Consider the following 20,434-nt stretch of genomic DNA (forward strand, 5'->3'; position numbering starts at 1 on the left):
GCCGTGGCCGTGCCGCACTGCGTCCCCGCCCTCACGGGCAGGCCGGCAACGGCCGCCGCCATAGACGCACTTACCCGGTTCAGTGGCCGGATATCCGACGGCGACCGGCCGTTGACGCCGCCGACTCGGCGCCGGACGATGGGAGCGCTCCCATACCCCCCACGTCAAGGAGCCGTCCATGCGCAGAACCCCGCACCTCCACCGCGCGCACCGGCCGCCCCACCGGCGCCCGCGCAGACTGCTCGCGGCGCTCGCCACCGCCGTCGCCGCGGTGCTCGTCTACGTGCTGACGATGCTGCCCGCGCCCGCGGCCACCCCGACCGCGGCCCAGGCCGCCGTCGTCGGCAACGCCACCCACTTCGACGGCCTCGGCCAGCCCTACGGCGGCTGCGGCATGCCGCAGTCGCAGCTGGACTCGCAGGACTTCGTCGCGCTCAACGTCTTCAACACGCCCGGCGACTACGCGAACTACCCCCGCCCGGTGCCGCCCGCCCAGAGCTCGATCGTGGGCGCCTGGAACAACGGCCACAACTGCGGGCGCTGGGTGCAGGTGACCATCGGCGACTACTGCAACGGCACCAACGACGGCGCCCCCGGCCAGCCCTTCTGCCGCAACGGGGCGTGGACCCAGGACTCCTACAACGGCGCCACCCTCACCATGCTGGTCGCCGACAGCTGCGCGGACGCCAACGCCTGGTGCCGTGACGACCCGAACCACCTGGACCTCGACACCGCCTCACTGGGCCGCTTCACCCGGAACGGCACGACGGTGACCGGGCTCGCGGACCACTGGAACAACCGCCATGTGTCCTGGAGTTACGTCCCCGCGCCCAACTACACCGGCGACATCAAGATCGGCTTCCTGCAGGGCGCCCAGCGCTACTGGGGCGCGGTCTCGGTGTCCCATCTGCCCAACGGCGTGCACGGCGTCGAGTACTACTCCGGCGGGGCGTGGCACGACGCGCAGATGAACAGCGACATGGGCCAGTCGTTCATCCTCAACCCGATCACCGCGGGTGGCACGGACTTCAGCATCCGGGTGCGCGACGTGAGCGACAGCTACCTCTTCGGCGGCCGCGTCTACGACTTCTCGCTGCCCGCCGCCTGCTCCGGCACCTGCTCGCAGCCCTACACCGGCGTGACCTACACGACCGAGGGCGGCTCCACGACCCCGCCGACCACGCCCCCGACCAGCCCGCCCACGACTCCGCCCACCACCCCGCCGACGACGCCCCCGACGAGCCCGCCCACCACCCCGCCGACCTCCGGCGCGGGCGGCTGCACCGCGGCCGTACACGTCACCAACTCCTGGTCGGGCGGCTTCCAGACCGACGTGACGGTGACCAACACCGGCACCCGGCAGACCAGCGGCTGGGCCGTCAGGCTGACCCTGCCGTCGGGTGTGACGATCAGCAGCGTCTGGAATGCCGCCGTCGACGCGTCGGCCCCGGCCACCACGCTGCGCAACGCCGCCTACAACGGCACGCTCGCGCCGTCGGCCAGTACGTCCTGGGGCATGACGCTGGGCGGCTCCAACCAGAGTCTCGGTACCCCGGTCTGCACGGCATCGGGGTGATGCGCGGCGGATCCGTAGGAAAAGTGGCGCCTCTTCGGCGTGCCCGGTGCGATCACCCTCGGTGACCGTCACGATGGGTATCGCCGGACGGCCGTACCGGCGCTGCGTCCGGGACGGCCGTTCGGTGTGCCGCGGCGCGCCCGCATCCGGACCGCCGAGCCGCGGTGCGGGCCCGGAAGAGGACGGCACCGTGGGAGCGAGCCACGGATGCCGGAGCAGAAATGGCGGGTGGCCCAGGCCGGCCATAGCTTCGAATCGCGCGGGCTCAGCCCCCTCGCCGAAGGGGCGTTGGCGAGTGCAATCCGAATCAGGTACTGGGACCCGTGGCGGCGCTACTGCTCTGCCGGGTCGAGAAAGGCAGGTCAGGGCGATGCCCGTACGTCACAGCAGGTACATCGCAGGAGTCATGACCATCGCGGCGCTCGGAACGGGTGCCGCCATGGCGCCCGCCGCGCACGCCGCATGGTCCGTGCAGCTGGTGCACGAAGGACAGTCGATCCAGGCGGCGATCGACGCGGCCCCCGCCGGCGGTGCCGTTCTGGTGATGCCGGGCACGTACCGCGAGAGCGTGCAGATCACCCGGAACGTGACGCTGGAAGGCGTCGGCTCCGGCCAGGTCACGCTCACCGCCCCGGCCGGCCAAGGTGCCGGCGCCGCCCCGGCGACGGCCCCCGCGGGTGCGCAGCAGAGCGCTCCGGCGACCGCCCCCGCCGGCGCGCAGCAGAGCGCTCCGGCGACGATGCCGGCTGGCGCGCAGCAGGGCGCTTCGGCGATGGCTCCGGCCGGCGCGCAGTCCGCCCCGGCCGGTGCGCAGCATGACGCAGGTGCGATGGCCCCCGCCGGTGCGCAGCAGGGCGCCCCTGCGACGATGCCCGCCGGTGCCCAGCAGGGCGCCCCCGCGAGGATGCCGGCCGGTGCGCAGGCTGCCGTCCCCGCCGCGACGCCGAACGGCACCGCGCCGACCGCCGGGAAGGCCGAGACCGGCACGACCGTCACCGGGACCACCACGCAGGCGGCGTGCGCGGCCGCCGGGCACGGCATCTGCGTCACCGGCGCCGACGGGCACGCGCTCGACGCGGTCCGCATCGAGTCGCTCACCGTGACCGGCTTCCGTGCGAACGGCATCGACGTCTCGGGTACCGACGGCATGGTCGTCAGCCGGGTGGTGGCCAAGAACAACGGCCAGCAGGGCATCAGCCAGGAGAAGTCCACCCGTTCGGTGCTGCGTGACAACGAGGCCGTGGGCAACGGCCAGTCCGGCATCTTCGTCGCGAACCTCATCAGCAACGAGGGCGGTGCCCTCGACACCCGCGGCACCGTGATCGCTGACAACGCCCTGTCGGGCAACCGCATCGGCGTGACGGTCCGGCGGGCCCGCGTGCTGGCCGTCGAGAACAACACCGTCACCGGCAACTGCGGCGGCGTCTTCGTCGTCGGCGACGAAAACAACCCGAAGGCCGGCGACCTCGACATCCGGCAGAACAAGATCACTGCCAACAACAAGTTCTGCGCCGCGAGCGGCCGGCTGCCCGCCATCCAGGGCACCGGCGTGCTGCTCACCGGCGCCGAGGACACCCGGATCAGCGGCAACACCATCACCGGCAACTCCGGCGCCTCCCCGATGTCCGGCGGAGTCGTGCTCTACCCGAGCGAGGTCGGCGTCGCCAACCTGCGCAACCAGGTCAGCGGCAACACCCTGTCGGGCAACAGCCCCGCCGACCTCGCCGACCGCGACACCAAGGGGTCGGGCAACACTTTCAGCGCCAACTCCTGTGCCGTCTCCGAGCCGGCCGGCCGGTGCTGACCGGCGCGTACGCCGGTCCGCCGCGCGCACCACGCCCCCGCCCGATCCCGCCGCCGACCCGGCATGACAAGAAGGGCCGACTATGACCATGACCCAACAGGCCGCGGCACCGCCGGCCACCCCGGCTCCGCCGCAACACGCTCCCGACCAGTCCGCCATGCGGCTGCGCGAGCTGGTCTTCGGCGCGGCCTGCGCCGCCGCCATCCGTGCGGCGGCCCGGCTCGGCGTCGCCGACGCGCTCGACGAGGAGCCGGCCACCGCCGAGGAGCTGGCCGCCGCCGTGCGGACCGAGTCCCGGCCGCTGAACCGGCTGCTGCGGGCGCTGACCAGCTACGGCGTCTTCGCCGAGCAGCCCGACGGCCGCTTCGTGCACACCGGGATGTCCCGGATGCTGCGCGAGGACGCTCCCGACTCGCTGCGCAACATCGCGCTGTGGTGCACCGAGCCGTGGACCTGGGAGGCGTGGCCGCGGCTGGACGACGCGGTGCGCACCGGCCAGGACGTCTTCGCCGACCTGCACGGCAAGCGGTTCTTCGACTACCTGCACGAGGACGCGCCCGAGTCGGCCGCCGTTTTCGACAAGGCGATGACCCGCTCCAGCATGCAGTCCGCCCGCGACGTGGTGGAGAGCCTCGACATGACCGGCGTCGCCACCGTCGCGGACATCGGCGGCGGCCAGGGCCACGTGCTGGCCGGCCTGCTGGAGAAGCACCCGGCGCTGCGCGGCACCCTGCTCGACCTGCCCAAGGTCGTCGCGAACGCCGACCCGCGGCTCCGGGACGGCGGTGCGCTGGCGGATCGCGCGACCCTGCTGCCGGGCGACTGCCGCCGGGAGATCCCGGTCGACGCGGACCTCTACGTCATCAAGAACATCCTCGAATGGGACGACGACAGCACCCGCAGGACGCTGCGCAACGTCGTCGCCGCGGCCCGCCCCGGCGCCAGGGTGCTGGTCATCGAGAACCTGGTGGACGACAGCGTGTCCATGCGGTTCACCACCGCCATGGACCTGCTGCTGCTCCTCAACGTCGGCGGGCAGAAGCACACCAGGGAGAGCCTGGTCACCCGGATGACCGAGGCCGGCCTCGCGGTCGGCGAGGTGCGCCCGGTCAACCCGTATCTGCACGCCTTCGAAAGCACCGTCCGCGGCTCCTGACACGCGTCGCGCCCGCGGCGCGCGAAGACGGCCGGCCCGGTCATCCGGGCCGGCCGTCGGCGTGGTCGGGCACGCCGTCAGGCGCGCCGCGAGGACGTCAGGTGCGCGAAGACCACGACGTTGTCGGTGTAGTCGCGCTTGGAGCGGTCGTAGCTGCCGCCGCAGGTGATGATCCGCAACTGCGGGTCGGGCGTGGCGCCGTAGACCCGCTGGTCGGGGAACTCGCCCTTGGAGAACATCTCCACCGAGTCGACGGTGAAGGTCGCGACGGTGCCGTCCGCCCGGGTGATGTCGGCGGTGGCGCCCGGCCTGAGCAGGCGCAGCAGCAGGAAGACGGCGGGCCCGGTCTTGGTGTCGACGTGCCCCGCCACGATCGCCGGGCCGCGCTCGCCGGGCGTCGGCCCCTCGGCGTACCACCCGACGAGGTTGGTGTTGCCCGCGGGCGGCGCTTCGAGGTTGCCCGCCGCGTCCAGGTGCAAAGGGGTGAAGGGCGCGTCCACCGCGATGTTCTTGATGACCAGCCGGGTGGGGTTGGCGTGCGGCAGGCCGACCGTCGGCGTCGCGACGCCGACGGGGCCGATGGCCGTCGCCGGGGCACCGGCGGTGATGCTGGGCGCCGCGGCCGCGGACGCGGGCGGCCCCGGCAGGCCGGTGCCGGAGGAGTCGACCGAGTTGTAGATCATCAGGGCGCCGAGGGCCGCGGAGGCGACCGCCCAGCGCAGCACGCGGGAGGGGCGCGGGCCGGGCGCGGCGTCCGCCGCGCCCGGCGGAGGCGGCGGGTACTGCTGGGACATGGGGCGATGCCTTTCATCGGCTCGCGGACAGTGCGGGCGGCGCGGGGCCGGATGTTGCCGTGGCCACCACCGCGGGAAGCGGCGGTGGCCACGGCAGGAGACAGGCTGGAGCGGGTTCAGCGGGCTTTCAGCCCTTCACCGAACAGGTCGGTGTCAGACCGCCAGGCCGCCGGCCGGCGTGCGGCGACGGCGCAGCGCCACCGTGCCGGCACCGAGGCCGCCGAGCAGCAGGACCGAACCGGCCGCCATGCCGCCGCCGGACAGCGCCATGCCGCCACCGCCGGTGTGCACGCCGCCGTGCGGCTGCTTGCCGTGCCACGAACCCGCGTCACCCTGCTGGGTGGTGGCGTCGTCCGACGAGGAGCTGTCGTCGGACGAGGCCGAGTGGTCGGACGAGGCCGAGTGGTCGGCGCTGCTGTCGGTGCCGGCGGCGCCGCTGTTGTTGGTGGACGAGTGGCTGCTGGAGTGCGACGAACCCTGGTTGCTCGGGTCGTACGCGTTGACGGCACCCGTCGCGTGGGCGGCCGGGGCGGCGATGGCGAGGGCTGCGGACAGAGCAGCTCCTGCGAAAAGGGTGCGGGCAGTGCGCATGGTGGAATTCCTTCCGTCGCGCATGCGTCGGATGACAGGTCGTCAACCGAAGGGTGCGCAGTAGCGACACCCTCACCGTCAGTCCTGCGCGAGCGGCCCGCCACCGGAGAGGGCCGCAAGGGGGTGTCCCTTGCGCCCTCCGGGGGGTGCGCTGCGCCGCACGGGGGACGGCGGCGCCGGCCGGACGTCAGCCGCCGATGCGCTCCCAGCGGTAGAACTCGCGGGCCATGGCGTCCTTCGGGGACCGCCAGGTCGCCGGGTCGTAGGCGCTGACGTGCGACGACAGCCGCTCGCTGATGTCCTTGAACTCCGGGTGCGAGGCGTGCTCGGCGACCGCGGGCCCGGGCGGGCCGTCGGCCTCGATCAGATGGAAGTAGAGGTCGCCGAACTGGAACAGGCTCCGGCCCCTGACTCCGATCAACCGCGGCAGCTCGCCACGGTCGGAGTCGGTGAAGACCTCGGCGATGTCGTCGGCCGAGCCGGGTGCCATACGGGCGACGATCAGAGCGCGGTGCACGGTCACGTTCTCACTCCTGCTTGCTGCGGGGGAGCCCGGGCAGGCGCGGCCCGCCCGGGCACGGCGTCAGTTGGGGACGGGGACCTGCTCGCGGGCGCGCTGCTCGATCTTGTCCCTGATCAGCTCCAGCTGGACGGCGGAGTTCGCGTTGATCCTGGCGGTCATCCCGGCGTCGTCGACCGGGGCCTCCGGCTTCATCGCGAAGTCCTGCACCCAGCGCATCCGGGTGCCGCCCGGGACCTCGTGGTAGCTCCAGAAGATCTCCATGAAGTCGAACGGTCCGGTCTCGACCCGGCGGGCGGTGACCGTACGGGTCTCCGGCACCGGCTCCCGCTCGGAGACCCAGCTCCACACGGTGCCGTTCTCGTCCGGGTGCATCGTCAGCCGGAAGGTGGTCTTGCGGCCCTTGCGCTCCAGGACCTCCACCGACGCGTACTCGCTGAACAGCTGAGGCCAGTGCTCCAGGTCGTTCGTCATGTCCCAGACGAGGTCGAGCGGGGCGTTGACGGTGATCTCGTTCTCGGTGTGTGCGGCCATGGCTCAGGCCCTCGCCTTCAGTACGTCGTTGACGACGTCGAGCAGTTCCCTGGGGGTCCTGCAGGCATCGGCGTCGGCGGGGATGGTGGCGCCGTGCTCGTTCTCCAGCGCGCCGACGATGCCGAGCAGGCCCAGCGAGTCCAGGCCGAAGTCGGCGAACGGCGTGTCGGACTGCAGCTCCAGGTCGGCGGGGTTGACGATGACGCCGGCCCGGCGCTCCATCAGCGAGGCCAGTTCCGCGTAGGTGAGTTCGGTGTGCATGAGCGGCTCCTTACGAGGAGGGGGAGTGGTGCGGGGGTGGGGACGTGCGGTCGGGGGTCAGGGACGGGCGTCGGCGCCGTGCCTCAGCACCAGTGCCGAGTTCGAGCCGAGCAGCCCGCGGCTGAGCACCAGGGCGGTGCGCAGATCGGCCTGCCTGGCATGGCCGGTGACCAGGTCGAGGCCGTCGGTCATGTCCGTGACGTTCGGGGTGGGCGGCACGACGCCGTGCTCCATGGACAGCACCGCGCAGGCGCTGTCCAGCGCCGAGGCACCGCAGTAGGCGCGCCCGGTACCGGTCTTGGGGGCGGTCACCGGGACCCGGGCCGCGTGCCGGCCGAGCACGTCGGCCAGCGCCAGCGCCTCGGCGTGGTCGGCCGCGGGCACGCCGAGCGCGTCGGCGAAGACGACGTCGACCTCCTCCGGCGCGAGCCCCGCCTCGTCCAGCGCGCCGCGGATCGCGTGCGCCAGGCCTTCCCGCGAGGCGGCCCAGTCGCCGGAGCCGGTGAAGGTCGCCGCATGCCCGGCGATCACCGCCCGGGCGGCGACACCGCGTTCGCGGGCCGCCGTCTCCTCCTCGGCCACGAACATCGCGCCGCCCTCGGCGGGCACGAAGCCGCAGGCGCGGTCGGTGAAGGGCAGATACGCCTGCTGCGGGTCGCGGACCGTGCTCAGCTCCGGATAGCCCAGCTGGCAGACGATCGAGTACGGCGCGAGCGGCGCCTCGGTGGCACCGAGCACCATCGCGTCGGTGCCGCCGCGGATGCTGCGGGCCGCGTGCGCGAAGGCGTCGAGACCGCCGGCCTCGTCGCCGGCGACCACCCCGCACGGGCCCTTGAAGCCGCCGCGGATGGATATCTGTCCGGTGCTCGCCGCGTAGAACCACGCGATGGACTGGTAGGGCCCGACGAACCGCGGCCCGCGGCCCCACAGTTGCTGCAGCTCGCGCTGGCCGAACTCGCCGCCGCCGGAACCCGCCGCGGTGACCACGCCGATGGCGAACTCGCCGGCGCCGGCGGCGTCCAGGGCCGCGTCGCTCAGCGCCATGTCGGCGGCGGCCATCGCGAAGTGGCTGAAGCGGTCGGTCTGCACCAGGAATCGCTCCTCGACCAGCGTCGACGGGTCGAATCCGTGCACCTCGCCGGCGACGGCCAGCGGCAGGTCGCCGCAGCCCTCCCTGGTGACCGGTCCGAGCGCGCTGACGCCCTCCTTGGTCGCCTTCCAGTACGCGTCCGCGCCGATCCCGGTGGGCGCGATCACTCCCAGCCCGGTGATCACCGCACGGCGCTGCTCGTCCTGCCTGTTCCGCTTCGCGGTCATCGGCTCGGCTCCTCCCGGTTGAGGACCACGGCGGACTGGAAGCCGCCGAAGCCGCTGCCGACGGACAGCACGGTCCGCAACGGCAGCTCGCGTGCGGTCCTCGGCACGTAGTCGAGGTCGCACTCGGGGTCGGGGGTCTCGTAGTTGGCGGTCGGAGGCACCACACCGTGCTCCATCGCCAGTGCGCAGGCGGCCAGTTCGATGGCGCCGATCGCACCCAGGGAGTGCCCGACCATGGACTTGATCGAACTCATCGGGGTCCTGCGGGCATGCTCGCCCAGCGACCGCTTGACGGCCGCGGTCTCGTGCCGGTCGTTCTGCTTGGTGCCCGAGCCGTGGGCGTTGACGTAGTCCACGGCGGTGCGGTCGATCCTGCCGTGCGCCAGTGCACGGTCGATGGCCCGTGACATCTCCAGACCCTCACGGGTCAGCCCGGTCATGTGGTGGGCGTTGCCGAACGAGGCGTAGCCCCTGACCTCGCAGTACACCCGGGCGCCGCGGGCCCTGGCGTGCTCCAGCTCCTCCAGGACCAGCACCGCGCCGCCCTCGCCGAGGACGAAGCCGTCCCGGTTGGCGTCGAAGGGGCGGGAGGCGTGCTCAGGGTCGTCGTTGTTCGGCGAGGTCGCCTTGATGGCGTCGAAGCAGGCCACCGTGATCGGCGAGATCGGCGAGTCCGACGCGCCGGCTATGCAGATGTCGGCGCGGCCCTCCTCGATGCTCTGGAAGGCGTAGCCGACCGCGTCAAGACCCGAGGTGCAGCCGGTGGAGACCGTCTGGACCGGGCCGTGCGCGCCGACCTGCTCGGCGACCTCCGCGGACAGCGCGCTGGGCGTGAACGCCCGGTGCAGGTGCGGCAGCGCCGGCCTGTGGTCCACGTCCCACCGGTCGCCGCCGGCGCTGACCAGGGCGTAGTCCTGTTCGAGCCGGGTGGTGCCGCCGACCGCGGTGCCCAGCGACACCCCGATCCGCCAGGGGTCCTCGGCCCGCGGGTCGAGACCGGAGTCGTGCAGCGCCTCGTCGGTCGCCGCCATCGCGAACTGCACGTAGCGGTCGGCGCGGGCCAGTTGCCGGGCGTCCAGGCCGCAGGCGGCCGGGTCGAAGTCGCACTCAGCGGCTATTCGGGACCGGAAGCCGGCGGCGTCGAAGCGGGTGATGGCCCGGGTCGCCGTCCGTCCGGCGGTGAGCAGGTCCCAGAACGCGGGCACGCCCACCCCGCCGGGGGCGACGACGCCGACCCCGGTCACCGCCACCCGCCGGGTCACGAGACCGCCCCCGCCGCTTCCGGCGGCCGTGCCGCGCTGGGCCGGGCACCGTCGGCGACCAGCGGGTTGCCCGCCGCGTCCTCGGTGTCGACGTGGCCCAGTTCCGGGCGCGGCGCGAGCGGGCCGAGGTGGAAGACCATCCGGGCCTCGCTGTCACCGACGTTGCGGAAGCGGTGGCGTACGTCCTTGGGGATGAGCAGCCCGTGGTCGGCGCTCAGGGCGTAGGGCGTGCCGTCGAGGTCGACTTCGAGGTCGCCGCTGACCACGAAGACGAACTCCTCGGAGTAGGGGTGGTAGTGCTCGGCGATGCGTTCACCGCGCCGCACGATCGCCACACCCATGAAGCCGCTGGTCGATCCGCTGACGGTCGGGGTGAGCATGGCGCGCAGATCACCACCGCGGCGCCGGTTGGGCTCGACATCGTCGACGTGCACGATCCGGGGGGGCTGAGCGGTCATGACGGGTGCCTCCAGATGAAGTCACTCCGGCCGCTGGGGAGTGGCGGCCGGCCCGCGCTGCGGGAAAGCGGAACGAGGGTCACGAGTCCTGTGCGTGGCGGTCGGTGACCAGGGTCATCTCCAGGTGCGCGAGCAGTTCCCTGCGGCCCCGTTCGTCACCCAGGTCGCGGACGCCGCCCGGCAGTTCGAGCAGCCGGCCCAGCTCCGCGGCCAGGTCGCCGTCGGCGGTGCCGGTGGTCAGCGCCAGGTCCTTGTCGGCGGCCGCGGCCAGGTCGATCACCCGCACGACGATGTCGTCGCGCTGGAAGACCGTGCTGCGCACCAGCGAGCCCGTCGGGTCGGCCGCGGCCAGCTCGTCGGACCTGGCGAGCACCCGGGCCGCAGCGGCGCCGCTGCCGCCGCGTACCGGGTAGTGCAGCGCGTACCTGCGCACCTTGCCGGTGCGGTCGGCCTCGGCCACCGCCTCGTGCACCGCGGGCAGCCCGGCACGGGTGAAGAACGCCCTGGCGGCCTCCGGGTCGGTCAGGTCGCGCTCCTCCTCCAGGTACGGGTTGATGGCCTCCTCGACCGCCTGCACCTCGGGCTGCTGCGCCACGTGCCGCAGCGCCGCCACGAGGTTCCCGCTGACCTCGACCGCGCGGACCACCCGGTTGCCGTGCATGAACAGCGTCGTCCTGCACAGCCGGGTGGCCGAGTCGACCCGCGCCGACGGCGAGGCGTAGTCGGCCAGCAGCTTGGCGACCTTCTCCTCGCTGCCCGGCCGGACGGTGAAGGTGATCGCGTGCCGGATGCGGCCGTCGCCGGCCCGCTCCGGACGCGGTGCCCGGTGCCCGGTGTGCCCTGCCACCGACGTCTCGCGCAGGATGTCGAACCGCAGCGAGCGGGTGTCGTTGACGCATGAGTGCATCGGCTTGACCATCTCGCGGTGCTCGGGGCTGTCCACCCACGCCAGGAACGGCTCGGAGCTTTCCCACTCGCTGGTGATCAGCCACTGCGAGGGGTCCTCGATGGACTGGCACAGCTGGTCGCTGACGTGCCCGGGCACCGAGGCGACCTGGCTGCGCAGCAGCTCGTACGCGTCGAGGAAGCGCTCCTGCGCGCCCTTCTGGATGTCGAGCAGCAGGACCACGCGAAGCCGAGCGCACTCGGTGTCCTGTGCGCCCGCCGCGGTGCCCGCCGTCCCCGGCTCTTCGGACAGGGTCGTCATCTTCCACTTCTCCTTCGACTGCCGATGTGCGATGTGCGGTGTGCGATCTGCGTTCCGCGAGGTGTGAGCACCAGCCGCCCGCGCTGCCGCGGCCGGCGGACGCGAAAGCCACCCGATCCGCACCGGTGTGCGTTTCCGGGGCCCTGCGCTCTGATCGTGCTTCGATCCCACCAACGCCGCGAGAATTGCGGTCCATGCGGGCGAATGCGCCGCCAGGACACCGCCGCGCGGCCCCGACCGGGCAAGGAGAAGGCGGGACCGGACGACGGCGTGCCGGGCCCCTGGGCCGTGTCGCATCCGACGGCAGGCCCCAGCCGCACCGGCGGCCGACCGCCGCCGCGCCCCGCGTGCCCGTACAGGCTGGAGCAACAGATGCAACCGACGTCCGACGACCGTGTACCGGTCCTCATCACCGGCGGGTCCCTGGTGGGACTGTCGACCTCACTCTTCCTCGGCCGGCTCGGCGTGGACCACCTGCTGGTCGAGAAGCACGCCGCGACCTCGCACCACCCGCGCGGCCGTGGAAACAACGTGCGCACGATGGAGCTGTACAGGACCGCCGGCGTGGAGCCGGCGATCCGCGCGGCCGCGTCCGTCCTGTCCCGCAACCACGGCATCCTGCAGGCCGAGTCGCTGACCGGCGACAACCAGCAGTGGCTCTTCCGGGAGATCGACCCGGGCGGCGGCCTGGCCGCCTTCAGCCCGTCCGGCTGGTGCCTGTGCAGCCAGAACGACCTGGAGCCGGTGCTGCTCAAGGAGGCCCGCGCGCTGGGCGCCGACATCCGCTTCGGCGTCGAACTGCGGTCCTTCGAGCAGGACGCCGACGGCGTGACCGCGCAGGTACTGCACCGCGAAACCGGCGAGACCCGTACCGTACGCGCCGACTACCTGGTCGCCGCCGACGGGCCGCGCAGCCCGGTGCGCGAGCGCCTGGGCATCGGCCAGACCGGCGCCGGCGAGCTGTTCCACAACGTCAGCGTCACCTTCCGCGCCAAGCGGCTCGCCGAAGCCGTCGGCGACCGCCACTTCATCGCCTGCTACCTGACCAACCCGGACGCGGACGGGGCGCTGCTGCCGGTGGACAACGAGGCCGAATGGGTCTTCCACCTGCCCTGGCACCCCGAACGCGGCGAGCCCCTCGAGGCTTTCACCGACGAGCGGTGCGCCGCGCACATCCGCACCGCGGTCGGGGTGCCGGGCCTGGAGGTCGAGATCACCGGGAAGGCCCCGTGGCACGCCGCAGAACGGGTGGCCGAGCACTACTCGAAGGGCCGGGTACTGCTCGCGGGCGACGCCGCCCACGAGATGTCGCCGACCGGCGCCTTCGGCTCCAACACCGGTATCCAGGACGCCCACAACCTGGCCTGGAAGCTCGCCGCGGTCCTCGGCGGCTGGGCGGGACCCGGCCTGCTGGAGACCTACGGCGCCGAGCGCCGCCCGGTCGCGGTGGCCACCAGCGCCCGCGCCTCCCAGCGCTCGGCCGAGCACAGCCACCCCGGCTACGACGCCGCCCCGCTCGGCGGCAACCGGCAGAGCGGCGTGCTGACCGTGGCACTCGGCTACCGCTACCCGGCCGGCGCCGTCATCGGCGTCGACCCGCGGCGCCCGGTCGTCCCGGAGGGCCCGCCCTCCCCGCCGCCCGGCCCCGGCGGCACGGGCGGTCCCGTCGTCCCGACGGTTCCCGGCGACCCCACGACCACTCCGGCCGACCGGCCGCCGGGCGGGCCGGCCGTCCCGACCGCGTCCGGAGGCAAGGGCGGCGCGCCGGGGGGCAAGCCCGCGGGCGCGGGCGGCGGGCCGCGGCTGTGGCTGGGCGAGCCCGGCACGCGGGCGCCGCACCTGTGGGTCGACCGCGCCGGCGAGCGGGTCTCCACGCTCGACCTGTACGAGCGGGTGCCGGTGCTGCTCACCGGCGCCGGCAGCGCGGCCGGTGAGGCGTGGCACGGCGCCGCGGCCCGCGTCGCCGCCGAACTCGGCGTGCCGCTGGACCGCTACCGGGTCGGGACGGGCAAGGACGCCGACCTGGTGACCGAGCCCGGCGCGGACTGGGCCGCGGTGCACGGCACCGGCCCGGACGGCGCCCTGCTGGTACGTCCCGACGGCTTCGTCGCCTGGCGCGCCACCACCGGCTGCACGGAGCCGGCGGCCGAGCTGAGCGCCGTACTGTGCCAGGTGCTCAGCCTGGACTGACCCGTGCGGCGGTACGCGCGAAGCGGCGACGGCCGCCGGTGGTCACCGGCGGCCGTCGCCGCTTTCCGGGGAGGTGTGGCGGGCGGCCCGCCCACCCCAGCCGAGGTCATGCCACCGGCAGCGGCTCCGCCGTCGTGCTGAACGTCGCGTGCAGCCGGCGGGTGTGGTCCAGCTCCCGCACCTGCCCGCTCAGCGTGGCGATGACCGTCAGCCGCAGGTCCGTGGACGACGCGCCGAGCCGCAGCTCCAGCTCGCCGGGCTCCACGACGCGCTGCCCGGCGCGACCGGTGAAGGACGCCAGGTCGGCCGGCACGGTGACCTCGACCCGGGCGGACTGCCCGGCTGCCAGGTCCACCCGCCGGTAGCCGATGAGGCGCTGCACCGGCTGCACCACGGAGGCGACCGGGTCGTGCAGGTACAGCTGCACCAGTTCGGTGCCCGCCCGTGTACCGGTGTTGCGGACGGTGAACGCGAGACGTATCTCGCCGTCCGTGCCGGCCTCCAGGTCCGGCACGTCCAGGTCGGTCCACTGGAAGGTGGTGTACGTCAGACCGTGGCCGAAGCCGAAGGCCGGCGTCGGGTCGATGTTCGACGACTCGCTGGACTGGCCGAGCTTCGAGGCCAGATACGTGGTCGGCTGGGTGCCGGCCTGCCGCGGGATGCTGACCGGCAGCCGTCCCGACGGCGCGACCCGCCCGGACAGCACACCGGCGACGGCGCCGGTGCCCTCCTCGCCGGGGAAGAACGTCTGCACGATCGCCGCGGCCTCGGTCACCGCCCGGCCGAGCACGTAGGGACGCCCGGCGAGCAGGGTGACGACGACCGGGGTGCCGGCGTCGAGCAGCGTGTCGAGCAGCTGCTGCTGGACTCCCGGCAGGGCCAGCGACTCGGCGTCGCAGCCCTCACCGCTGGTGCCGCGGCCGAAGAGGCCGGCGCGGTCACCGAGCGCGAGGACAACGATGTCCGCTCCCGCGGCCAGCCGTACCGCCTCCGCGAAGCCCTCGGTGCCGTCGGTGTCGATGCCGCAGCCCGCGGCGGTGACGATCTCGCTGCCGGGGAATTCGGCGGCCAGCGCCTCGCGCAGCGTGGGCAGCTCGATGCCGAGCGGCATCTGGGGGTGCTGCCCCCCGACGTGCACGGGGAAGGAGTAGCAGCCGAGCACCGCGGTGGGCACCTCGGCGTTGGGGCCGATGACCGCGATCCTGGCCGGGCCCGCGAGCGGCAGGGTGCCGTCGTTGCGCAGCAGCACGACGCTGCGCTCGGCGATCTGCCGGGCGATGGCCCGGTTCTGCGCCGGGTCGAGGTCCACCAGGCCGCGCAGCGCGGCGGTGTCGTCGAGGTCGGCGCCGGCCAGCGCGTCGGGCACCGGGTCCCAGTCCGGGTCGAGCAGCCCGAGCTGCACCTTCTGGACCAGCACGCGCCGCAGCGCGCGGTCGATGTGGGCCTCGGGGACCTGCCCGTCGGCCAGCGCCTTGAGCAGCGGCTCGCCGAACGCCTTGACGGTGGGCAGCTCGATGTCGACGCCGGCGGCGAGCGCGGCGCCGGCCGCCTCGCCGAGGGTGCCGGCCACGCCGTGCAGCGTCTTGAGGAAGGCGACGCCGAAGTAGTCGGCGACGACCGTCCCGGTGAAGCCCCAGGTGTCGCGCAGCAGCCCGGTCAGCAGTTCCTCGTCGGCGGCGGAGGGAACGCCGTCGGTGTCGGTGTAGGCGTGCATGACCGAGCGGACGCCGCTCTCGCGCAGCGCCATCTCGAACGGCGCCAGCATCACGTCGGCGCGCTCCCTGGTGCCCATGCCGACCGGCGCGAGGTTGCGGCCCGCGCGGGAGGCGGAGTAGCCCACGAAGTGCTTGAGCGTCGCCACGATCCCGGCGGACTCCAGGCCCTGGACGTAGGCGGTGCCGACCGTGCCGATGAGATACGGGTCCTCGCCGATGGTCTCCTCGACCCGTCCCCAGCGGGCGTCGCGCACCACGTCGAGCACGGGGGCCAGGCCCTGGTGCACGCCGACCGCGCGCATGTCGCGCCCGATCCGGGCCGCCATGGTGCGGACCAGCTCCGGGTCGAAGCTGGCGCCCCACGACAGCGGCACGGGGTAGGCGGTGGCACCCCAGGTCGCGAAGCCGGCCAGGCACTCCTCGTGCGCGACGGCCGGAATGCCGAAACGGTTCGCCGCGGCGATGCGGCGCTGGGTGCGCAGCAGTGACAGCGCGCCGAGCGCCGGGTCGACGGGAGCGGTGCCGTACGACCTGGTCAGCTGGCCGAGACCCTGCGGCAGCAGGCTCTCAAGGGTGACCGGTTCCTCCATCTCGTGCTGGTACGGGGCGACCTCGCCGCCTTCGTCGGACGCACCCACCCATATGCCGAACAGCTGCGCGACCTTTTCCGGCAGGGTCATCGCGGCGATCAGCGCGTCGGCCCGGTCTTCCGGGGCGAGGGAGGTGTTCCTCCATGGGGGAGTAGCGGACTTGTTCTCTTCGGCCACGGTGCCGGTCACTTTCCTCCGACGCCCATGAGTCCCTGGACCAGGGCACGGCGGGCGAACAGGTAGACGATGAAGATGGGCAGCATCGACAGCACGACCGCGGCCAGCAGGCCGGGGATGTCGATGCCGTGCTCGGTCTGGAAGTTGAAGAGGCCGAGGGTGATGACCTTCGACGAGTCGGACTGGGTCAGGACCAGCGGGAAGAGGAAGCCGTTCCACGCCTGGAGGGCGGAGAAGACCACGATCGTGGACAGTCCGCTCTTGGACAGCGGGACCACCAGCTGGAAGAACACCCGCCACGGCGTCGCGCCGTCCATGGCCATGGCCTCGTACAGCTCCGGGCTGATCTCGCGCATCACGCCGGTGAGGATCAGCGCGCACACCGGCAGCGAGAAGGCCGCGGTCGGCAGGATGACGCCGATCAGGTTGTCGTACAGGCCGGCCTTGCTGATGACGTAGAACATCGGCACGATCACCGCCTGGGCGGGGATCGCCAGGCCCAGCAGGAACAGCCTGAAGACCCCGGTGGTGATCCGGCCCTGGCTGCGCACGATCGCGTACGCCAGCGGAGGCACCACCAGCAGCACGATCGCGACCACGGCGATGGTCACCACCAGGGTGTTCAGGAAGAAGTGGCCGAAGCCGTTGGAGAAGTCCTGCGTGTAGTTGTGCAGCGTGAGGTGCTTGGGGAAGGCCAGCGGCCCGTTCGACGAGTAGTCGGAGCGGTCCTGCAGGGTGGCCGCGAGCATCACGTACAGCGGCAGGCCGATCAGGAACAGCCAGACGAGCGAGCCGAGCCCGGCGAGATAATTGGGACGGCGCTTCATCACAGGCCTTCCGTCGAACTGCGCATCTTGTCGTAGCCGGAGACCTTGACGACGATGAGCGAGATGATCGTGGCGATGACCACCAGGACCAGGGCGATGGCGGAACCGCCGCCGAAGTCGAAGCTCTTGAACGCCTGCTGGTACATGTAGTAAGCGCTGATCGTGGTGTCCGTACCGGGGCCGCCCTGGGTCAGGATCAGCACCGTGTCGAAGGTCGTGAGACCGCCGACGACCATCAGGATCATCGAGGTGATCATCGTCGTACGCAGCTGCGGCAGCGTGATGGAGAAGAACTGCCGTATACGACCGGCGCCGTCGATCTCCGCGGCCTGGTAGAGCACCGGCGGGATCGCGCGGGTGGCGCCCTGGTAGATCAGCGTGTGGAACGGGGTGTACTGCCACGCGCCGACGAAGACCAGCACCCCGATGGCACTGGTCTGGTGACCGAACAGGTTGCCGTCGCCGAACAGCCACTTGGCCTGCGAGGGAACACCGAAGTTCGGGTCGAGCAGCGCCCGCCACAGGATGGATATCGCGGTCGCCGAGAGCAGCAGCGGTATGAAGTAGATCGCGGACAGGATCGCCCGGTTGCGCGGTTTGCCGGCCGCCCACACGCCCAGCAGGATGCTCAGCGGGGTCTGCACGACGACACCGAGCACCGTGATCAGGACGCTGAGCCACAGGCTCTGGATCATGACGTGGTCGTGGATCAGCGCTTTCCAGTTGTCCAGGCCGGCGTACTGGGGCGAGCCCAGACCGTCCCAGTTGGTGAAGGAGAGCACCGCGACCAGGACCAGCGGGACGACGGCGAAAAGCAGGAAGAACAAGGTGGCGGGCGCCGCCCAGGCAAAGCCTGGGCGGGCCACGGCGGCGCCGGACCGGCGTATGGACCGGCGCCTTGCCACCCTGGGTTCAGCAGAGGTGGTCATGTGGGGATCCCGGTTCAGGATGTGGGCAGGGCCTGCATGGCCTTGATGAAGCCGTCGGCGTCGAGCTTGCCGTCGAAGAACTGCTGCACCGCGGTGTGCATGGCCTCGCTGGCCGTCTGCGGGTAGGCCTGGTCCCACGAGAGCTGGAACGAGGGCGCGGCCTTGACCAGGTCGTACTGGAACTTCGAGTAGTCCGGGATGGCCGCGGTGCTCAGGAAGTTCACCGTGTTGGTGGTGGTCGGCAGGTTGCCTATCGCCATCTGGGCCTTCACGAACTCGTCGCTGTACTGCAGCTTCAGGAACTGCGCGACGGCGTCCGGGTACTTGGTCTTCTTCAGCACCGAGTAGAAATTGTTCGTGTTGCCGACGATGTCGGTCGCGTCGCCCTTGCCGCCGCTGACGGTCGGGAAGGAGCTGTAGCCCAGGCCGGCCTTGGCGAAGTCCGGGTTGTCCTGCTGCTGCTGCGAGTAGTACCAGGAGCCCATCAGCTCGAAGCCGGCCTTGCCCTGCGCGACCAGCGCGACCGAACCGCCGTCGGTGTACTTGACGGAGTCGTAGTTGCTGCCGAAGGCGCCGGCGTCGATCAGTTCCTTGAGCTTCGCCAGCGCGGCGCGGCTGTCGGCGCTGTCCCAGGCGGACTTGTCGCCGCCCATGGCCTTCTCGAACAGGCCCGGGCCCGCGATGCGGTCGTACATGTACTCGTACCACATCAGCGTCGGCCACTGGTCGCCGCCGCCGAGCGCGATCGGGGTGATGTGCTTGGCCTTGAGGACCTTGACCGCGTTGAGCAGGTCGTCCCAGGTCTTGGGCTCGGTCAGGCCCGCGTCGGACAGCACCTTCTTGTTGTTGAACAGCAGGACCGGCTGGGTGCCGCGCATCGGTACGCCGTAGGCCTTGCCGTCCACGACCGCGCTGTTGAAGACCGACGGCAGGAAGTTGGACTTCAGGCCCGGGTCCTTGGCGACCATGTCGTCGAGCGGGAGGAGGAGGCCCGCCTTGACGAAGGGCGCGATGCTGCCGCCGCCCCAGTTGAAGAAGACGTCAGGAGCCTGCTTGGTGTTGATGATCGTCTGCAGCTTCTGCTGGTAGTCCGCACCAGGGATGGTCTGGAGGACCGCCTTGACCTTCGACGTCTTGTTGAACGTGTCGATGATCTGCTTCTCGACCTTGTTGCTCGCGTCGCCGTATACGAGAACCTTGAAGCTGCCAGAGCTGCTGCTGCCCGAGCTGCTGCCGCCGCACGCGGCCAGTGTCAGCCCGAGGGTGAGCACGACGCTGCCGGCCACGGCACGGGGAAGCCATCTCTTCTTCATCGTCCAGCCTTTCGAAATATTTCGGCACCGTCGCCGAAAATTGCTGCGCGGTGTGACGCTAAGGTGCCGCTACGAAAGGGTCAACCCTCGGGGTCCGGGTTATCAAAGCGTTACGCGCAGATGTGCCGTACGCTGCGCTCTTATGGATGAAGAGGTGGAGGAGAGCCGGGTCACGCTCGCCCAGGTCGCCGAAACTGCCGGGGTCTCGATCTCGACAGTTTCGAAGGTGCTGAATGGCCGTCAGGATGTCTCCGCCCTCACAAGGTTGAAGGTGGAACGACTCCTGGAGCTGCACGGCTACCGGCGGACCTCCCGCGGCGCGCCCGAGGCGCCGCTGATCGAGATCGTCTTCCACGAGCTGGACGCCATCTGGGCGATGGAGCTGATCCTCGGCGTCGAGAAGGTCGCCAAGGAGATCGGCGCCAGCGTGGTGCTCACCGAGAGCGGTACCCGCCACTCGCCCGGCACCGAGTGGATCGAAGGGGTGCTCCGGCGCCGGCCGCTCGGCGTCGTCCTGGTCTTCTCCGCGCTGCCGCACGAGTTCAAGCAGCAGCTGCGGTCCCGGTCCATCCCGTTCGTGATCATCGATCCGGCCGGCGACCCGGAGACCGACGTGCCCTCGGTCGGCTCCGCGAACTGGTCCGGCGGCCTCGCCGCGACCCGCCATCTGATCGAACTCGGCCACCGCCGCGTCGGGATCATCACCGGCCCCGAGGACATGATGTGCTCGCTGGCCCGGCTCGACGGCTTCCGCTCCGCGATGACGACCGCCGGCATCGACATCGACCCCGCGCTGATCGCCTTCGGCGACTTCCACGTCGAGGGCGGCTACGAGCAGGCGATGCGGATGCTGGGCGGCCCCGACCGCCCCACCGCCATCTTCGCGGGCAGCGACCTGCAGGCCATCGGGGTCCTCGAAGCGGCCGGCGCGCACGGCCTGCGCACCCCCGCCGACCTGTCGGTGGTCGGCTACGACGACGTGGCCGTCGCCCAGTGGTCCCGCCCCGCGCTGACCACCGTGCGGCAGCCGCTGCGCAGGATGGCGGAGGAGGCCTGCCGGATGATCCTGCGGCTGCGGGCCGCGCCGGCCACCACGTCCACCACCCGGATGGAACTCGCCACCAGCCTGGTGATCAGGCGGAGCACCGCGCCGCCGTCGTGACCCGCCCCGCCGTGGAGACCCGCGCCGCACGCGGGCGGCGGGTCAGGCGCC

General features: G+C 72.1%; 18 protein-coding genes. 5 read left to right on the forward strand and 13 right to left on the reverse strand.

Annotated features, from left to right (window positions below):
* Positions 1-178 precede the first annotated feature (178 nt).
* The 3 genes from BUE44_RS15665 to BUE44_RS15675 all read left to right on the forward strand — a co-directional run bounded on the left by BUE44_RS15665 (position 179) and on the right by BUE44_RS15675 (position 4,536).
* On the forward strand, positions 179-1,576 hold the full coding sequence (locus BUE44_RS15665) for a cellulose binding domain-containing protein (protein WP_079189776.1): 1,398 nt from the start codon (positions 179-181) through the stop codon (positions 1,574-1,576).
* Between the two features lie 406 nt (positions 1,577-1,982).
* Positions 1,983-3,380 carry a right-handed parallel beta-helix repeat-containing protein gene (locus BUE44_RS15670; protein ID WP_073498637.1) on the forward strand — a complete coding sequence of 466 codons (1,398 nt, stop codon included), beginning with the start codon at positions 1,983-1,985 and terminating at the stop codon, positions 3,378-3,380.
* A gap of 88 nt (positions 3,381-3,468) precedes the next feature.
* On the forward strand, positions 3,469-4,536 hold the full coding sequence (locus BUE44_RS15675; RefSeq protein WP_079189803.1) for a methyltransferase: 1,068 nt from the start codon (positions 3,469-3,471) through the stop codon (positions 4,534-4,536).
* Between the two features lie 77 nt (positions 4,537-4,613).
* Here the strand turns inward: BUE44_RS15675 and BUE44_RS15680 are convergent, their stop codons facing one another.
* The 9 genes from BUE44_RS15680 to BUE44_RS15720 all read right to left on the reverse strand — a co-directional run bounded on the left by BUE44_RS15680 (position 4,614) and on the right by BUE44_RS15720 (position 11,480).
* On the reverse strand, positions 4,614-5,330 hold the full coding sequence (locus BUE44_RS15680) for a class F sortase (RefSeq protein WP_073498639.1): 717 nt from the start codon (positions 5,328-5,330) through the stop codon (positions 4,614-4,616).
* A 153-nt stretch (positions 5,331-5,483) separates the two neighbouring features.
* Positions 5,484-5,921: a hypothetical protein gene (locus BUE44_RS15685; RefSeq protein ID WP_073498642.1), complete on the reverse strand. Its 438-nt coding sequence runs from the start codon at positions 5,919-5,921 to the stop codon at positions 5,484-5,486.
* A gap of 187 nt (positions 5,922-6,108) precedes the next feature.
* Positions 6,109-6,438 (reverse strand): TcmI family type II polyketide cyclase, encoded by a 330-nt coding sequence (locus tag BUE44_RS15690; protein WP_073498928.1) that lies wholly within the window; start codon positions 6,436-6,438, stop codon positions 6,109-6,111.
* Positions 6,439-6,504: 66 nt separating this feature from the next.
* Positions 6,505-6,975 carry an SRPBCC family protein gene (locus BUE44_RS15695; protein ID WP_073498644.1) on the reverse strand — a complete coding sequence of 157 codons (471 nt, stop codon included), beginning with the start codon at positions 6,973-6,975 and terminating at the stop codon, positions 6,505-6,507.
* A 3-nt stretch (positions 6,976-6,978) separates the two neighbouring features.
* Positions 6,979-7,236, reverse strand: coding sequence for an acyl carrier protein (locus tag BUE44_RS15700; protein ID WP_073498646.1), 258 nt, complete (start codon positions 7,234-7,236; stop codon positions 6,979-6,981).
* Between the two features lie 57 nt (positions 7,237-7,293).
* Positions 7,294-8,553 (reverse strand): ketosynthase chain-length factor, encoded by a 1,260-nt coding sequence (locus BUE44_RS15705; protein WP_073498648.1) that lies wholly within the window; start codon positions 8,551-8,553, stop codon positions 7,294-7,296.
* A complete protein-coding gene (locus tag BUE44_RS15710) occupies positions 8,550-9,815 on the reverse strand; it encodes a beta-ketoacyl-[acyl-carrier-protein] synthase family protein (protein WP_073498650.1) in 1,266 nt (421 codons plus the stop codon). Before BUE44_RS15710 ends, BUE44_RS15705 begins: the two co-directional genes overlap by 4 nt.
* Positions 9,812-10,273: a cupin domain-containing protein gene (locus BUE44_RS15715; RefSeq protein ID WP_073498652.1), complete on the reverse strand. Its 462-nt coding sequence runs from the start codon at positions 10,271-10,273 to the stop codon at positions 9,812-9,814. Before BUE44_RS15715 ends, BUE44_RS15710 begins: the two co-directional genes overlap by 4 nt.
* Before the next feature lie 79 nt (positions 10,274-10,352).
* On the reverse strand, positions 10,353-11,480 hold the full coding sequence (locus BUE44_RS15720) for a SchA/CurD-like domain-containing protein (RefSeq protein ID WP_073498654.1): 1,128 nt from the start codon (positions 11,478-11,480) through the stop codon (positions 10,353-10,355).
* Positions 11,481-11,852: 372 nt separating this feature from the next.
* Between BUE44_RS15720 and BUE44_RS15725 the strand changes: the two genes are divergently transcribed.
* Positions 11,853-13,670 (forward strand): FAD-dependent oxidoreductase, encoded by a 1,818-nt coding sequence (locus BUE44_RS15725; protein WP_235002178.1) that lies wholly within the window; start codon positions 11,853-11,855, stop codon positions 13,668-13,670.
* 106 nt (positions 13,671-13,776) lie between these two features.
* Here BUE44_RS15725 and BUE44_RS15730 read toward each other — a convergent pair whose 3' ends face one another.
* From BUE44_RS15730 to BUE44_RS15745, 4 genes are read right to left on the reverse strand one after another with little or no spacing between them, the layout of a single operon-like run.
* Positions 13,777-16,164, reverse strand: a complete 2,388-nt coding sequence (locus BUE44_RS15730; protein ID WP_073498656.1) for a beta-xylosidase/alpha-l-arabinosidase — start codon at positions 16,162-16,164, stop codon at positions 13,777-13,779.
* A complete protein-coding gene (locus BUE44_RS15735; protein WP_073498658.1) occupies positions 16,161-16,979 on the reverse strand; it encodes a carbohydrate ABC transporter permease in 819 nt (272 codons plus the stop codon). Before BUE44_RS15735 ends, BUE44_RS15730 begins: the two co-directional genes overlap by 4 nt.
* On the reverse strand, positions 16,979-17,908 hold the full coding sequence (locus tag BUE44_RS15740; RefSeq protein WP_073498660.1) for a carbohydrate ABC transporter permease: 930 nt from the start codon (positions 17,906-17,908) through the stop codon (positions 16,979-16,981). Before BUE44_RS15740 ends, BUE44_RS15735 begins: the two co-directional genes overlap by 1 nt.
* Before the next feature lie 14 nt (positions 17,909-17,922).
* Positions 17,923-19,221, reverse strand: a complete 1,299-nt coding sequence (locus BUE44_RS15745; RefSeq protein ID WP_073498663.1) for an ABC transporter substrate-binding protein — start codon at positions 19,219-19,221, stop codon at positions 17,923-17,925.
* A 142-nt stretch (positions 19,222-19,363) separates the two neighbouring features.
* Between BUE44_RS15745 and BUE44_RS15750 the strand changes: the two genes are divergently transcribed.
* Positions 19,364-20,383 carry a LacI family DNA-binding transcriptional regulator gene (locus BUE44_RS15750; RefSeq protein ID WP_073498665.1) on the forward strand — a complete coding sequence of 340 codons (1,020 nt, stop codon included), beginning with the start codon at positions 19,364-19,366 and terminating at the stop codon, positions 20,381-20,383.
* The last annotated feature ends 51 nt before the right edge of the window (positions 20,384-20,434 follow it).

Origin of the sequence: Actinacidiphila paucisporea, from assembly GCF_900142575.1 — a bacterium.
Classification (GTDB): domain Bacteria; phylum Actinomycetota; class Actinomycetes; order Streptomycetales; family Streptomycetaceae; genus Actinacidiphila; species Actinacidiphila paucisporea.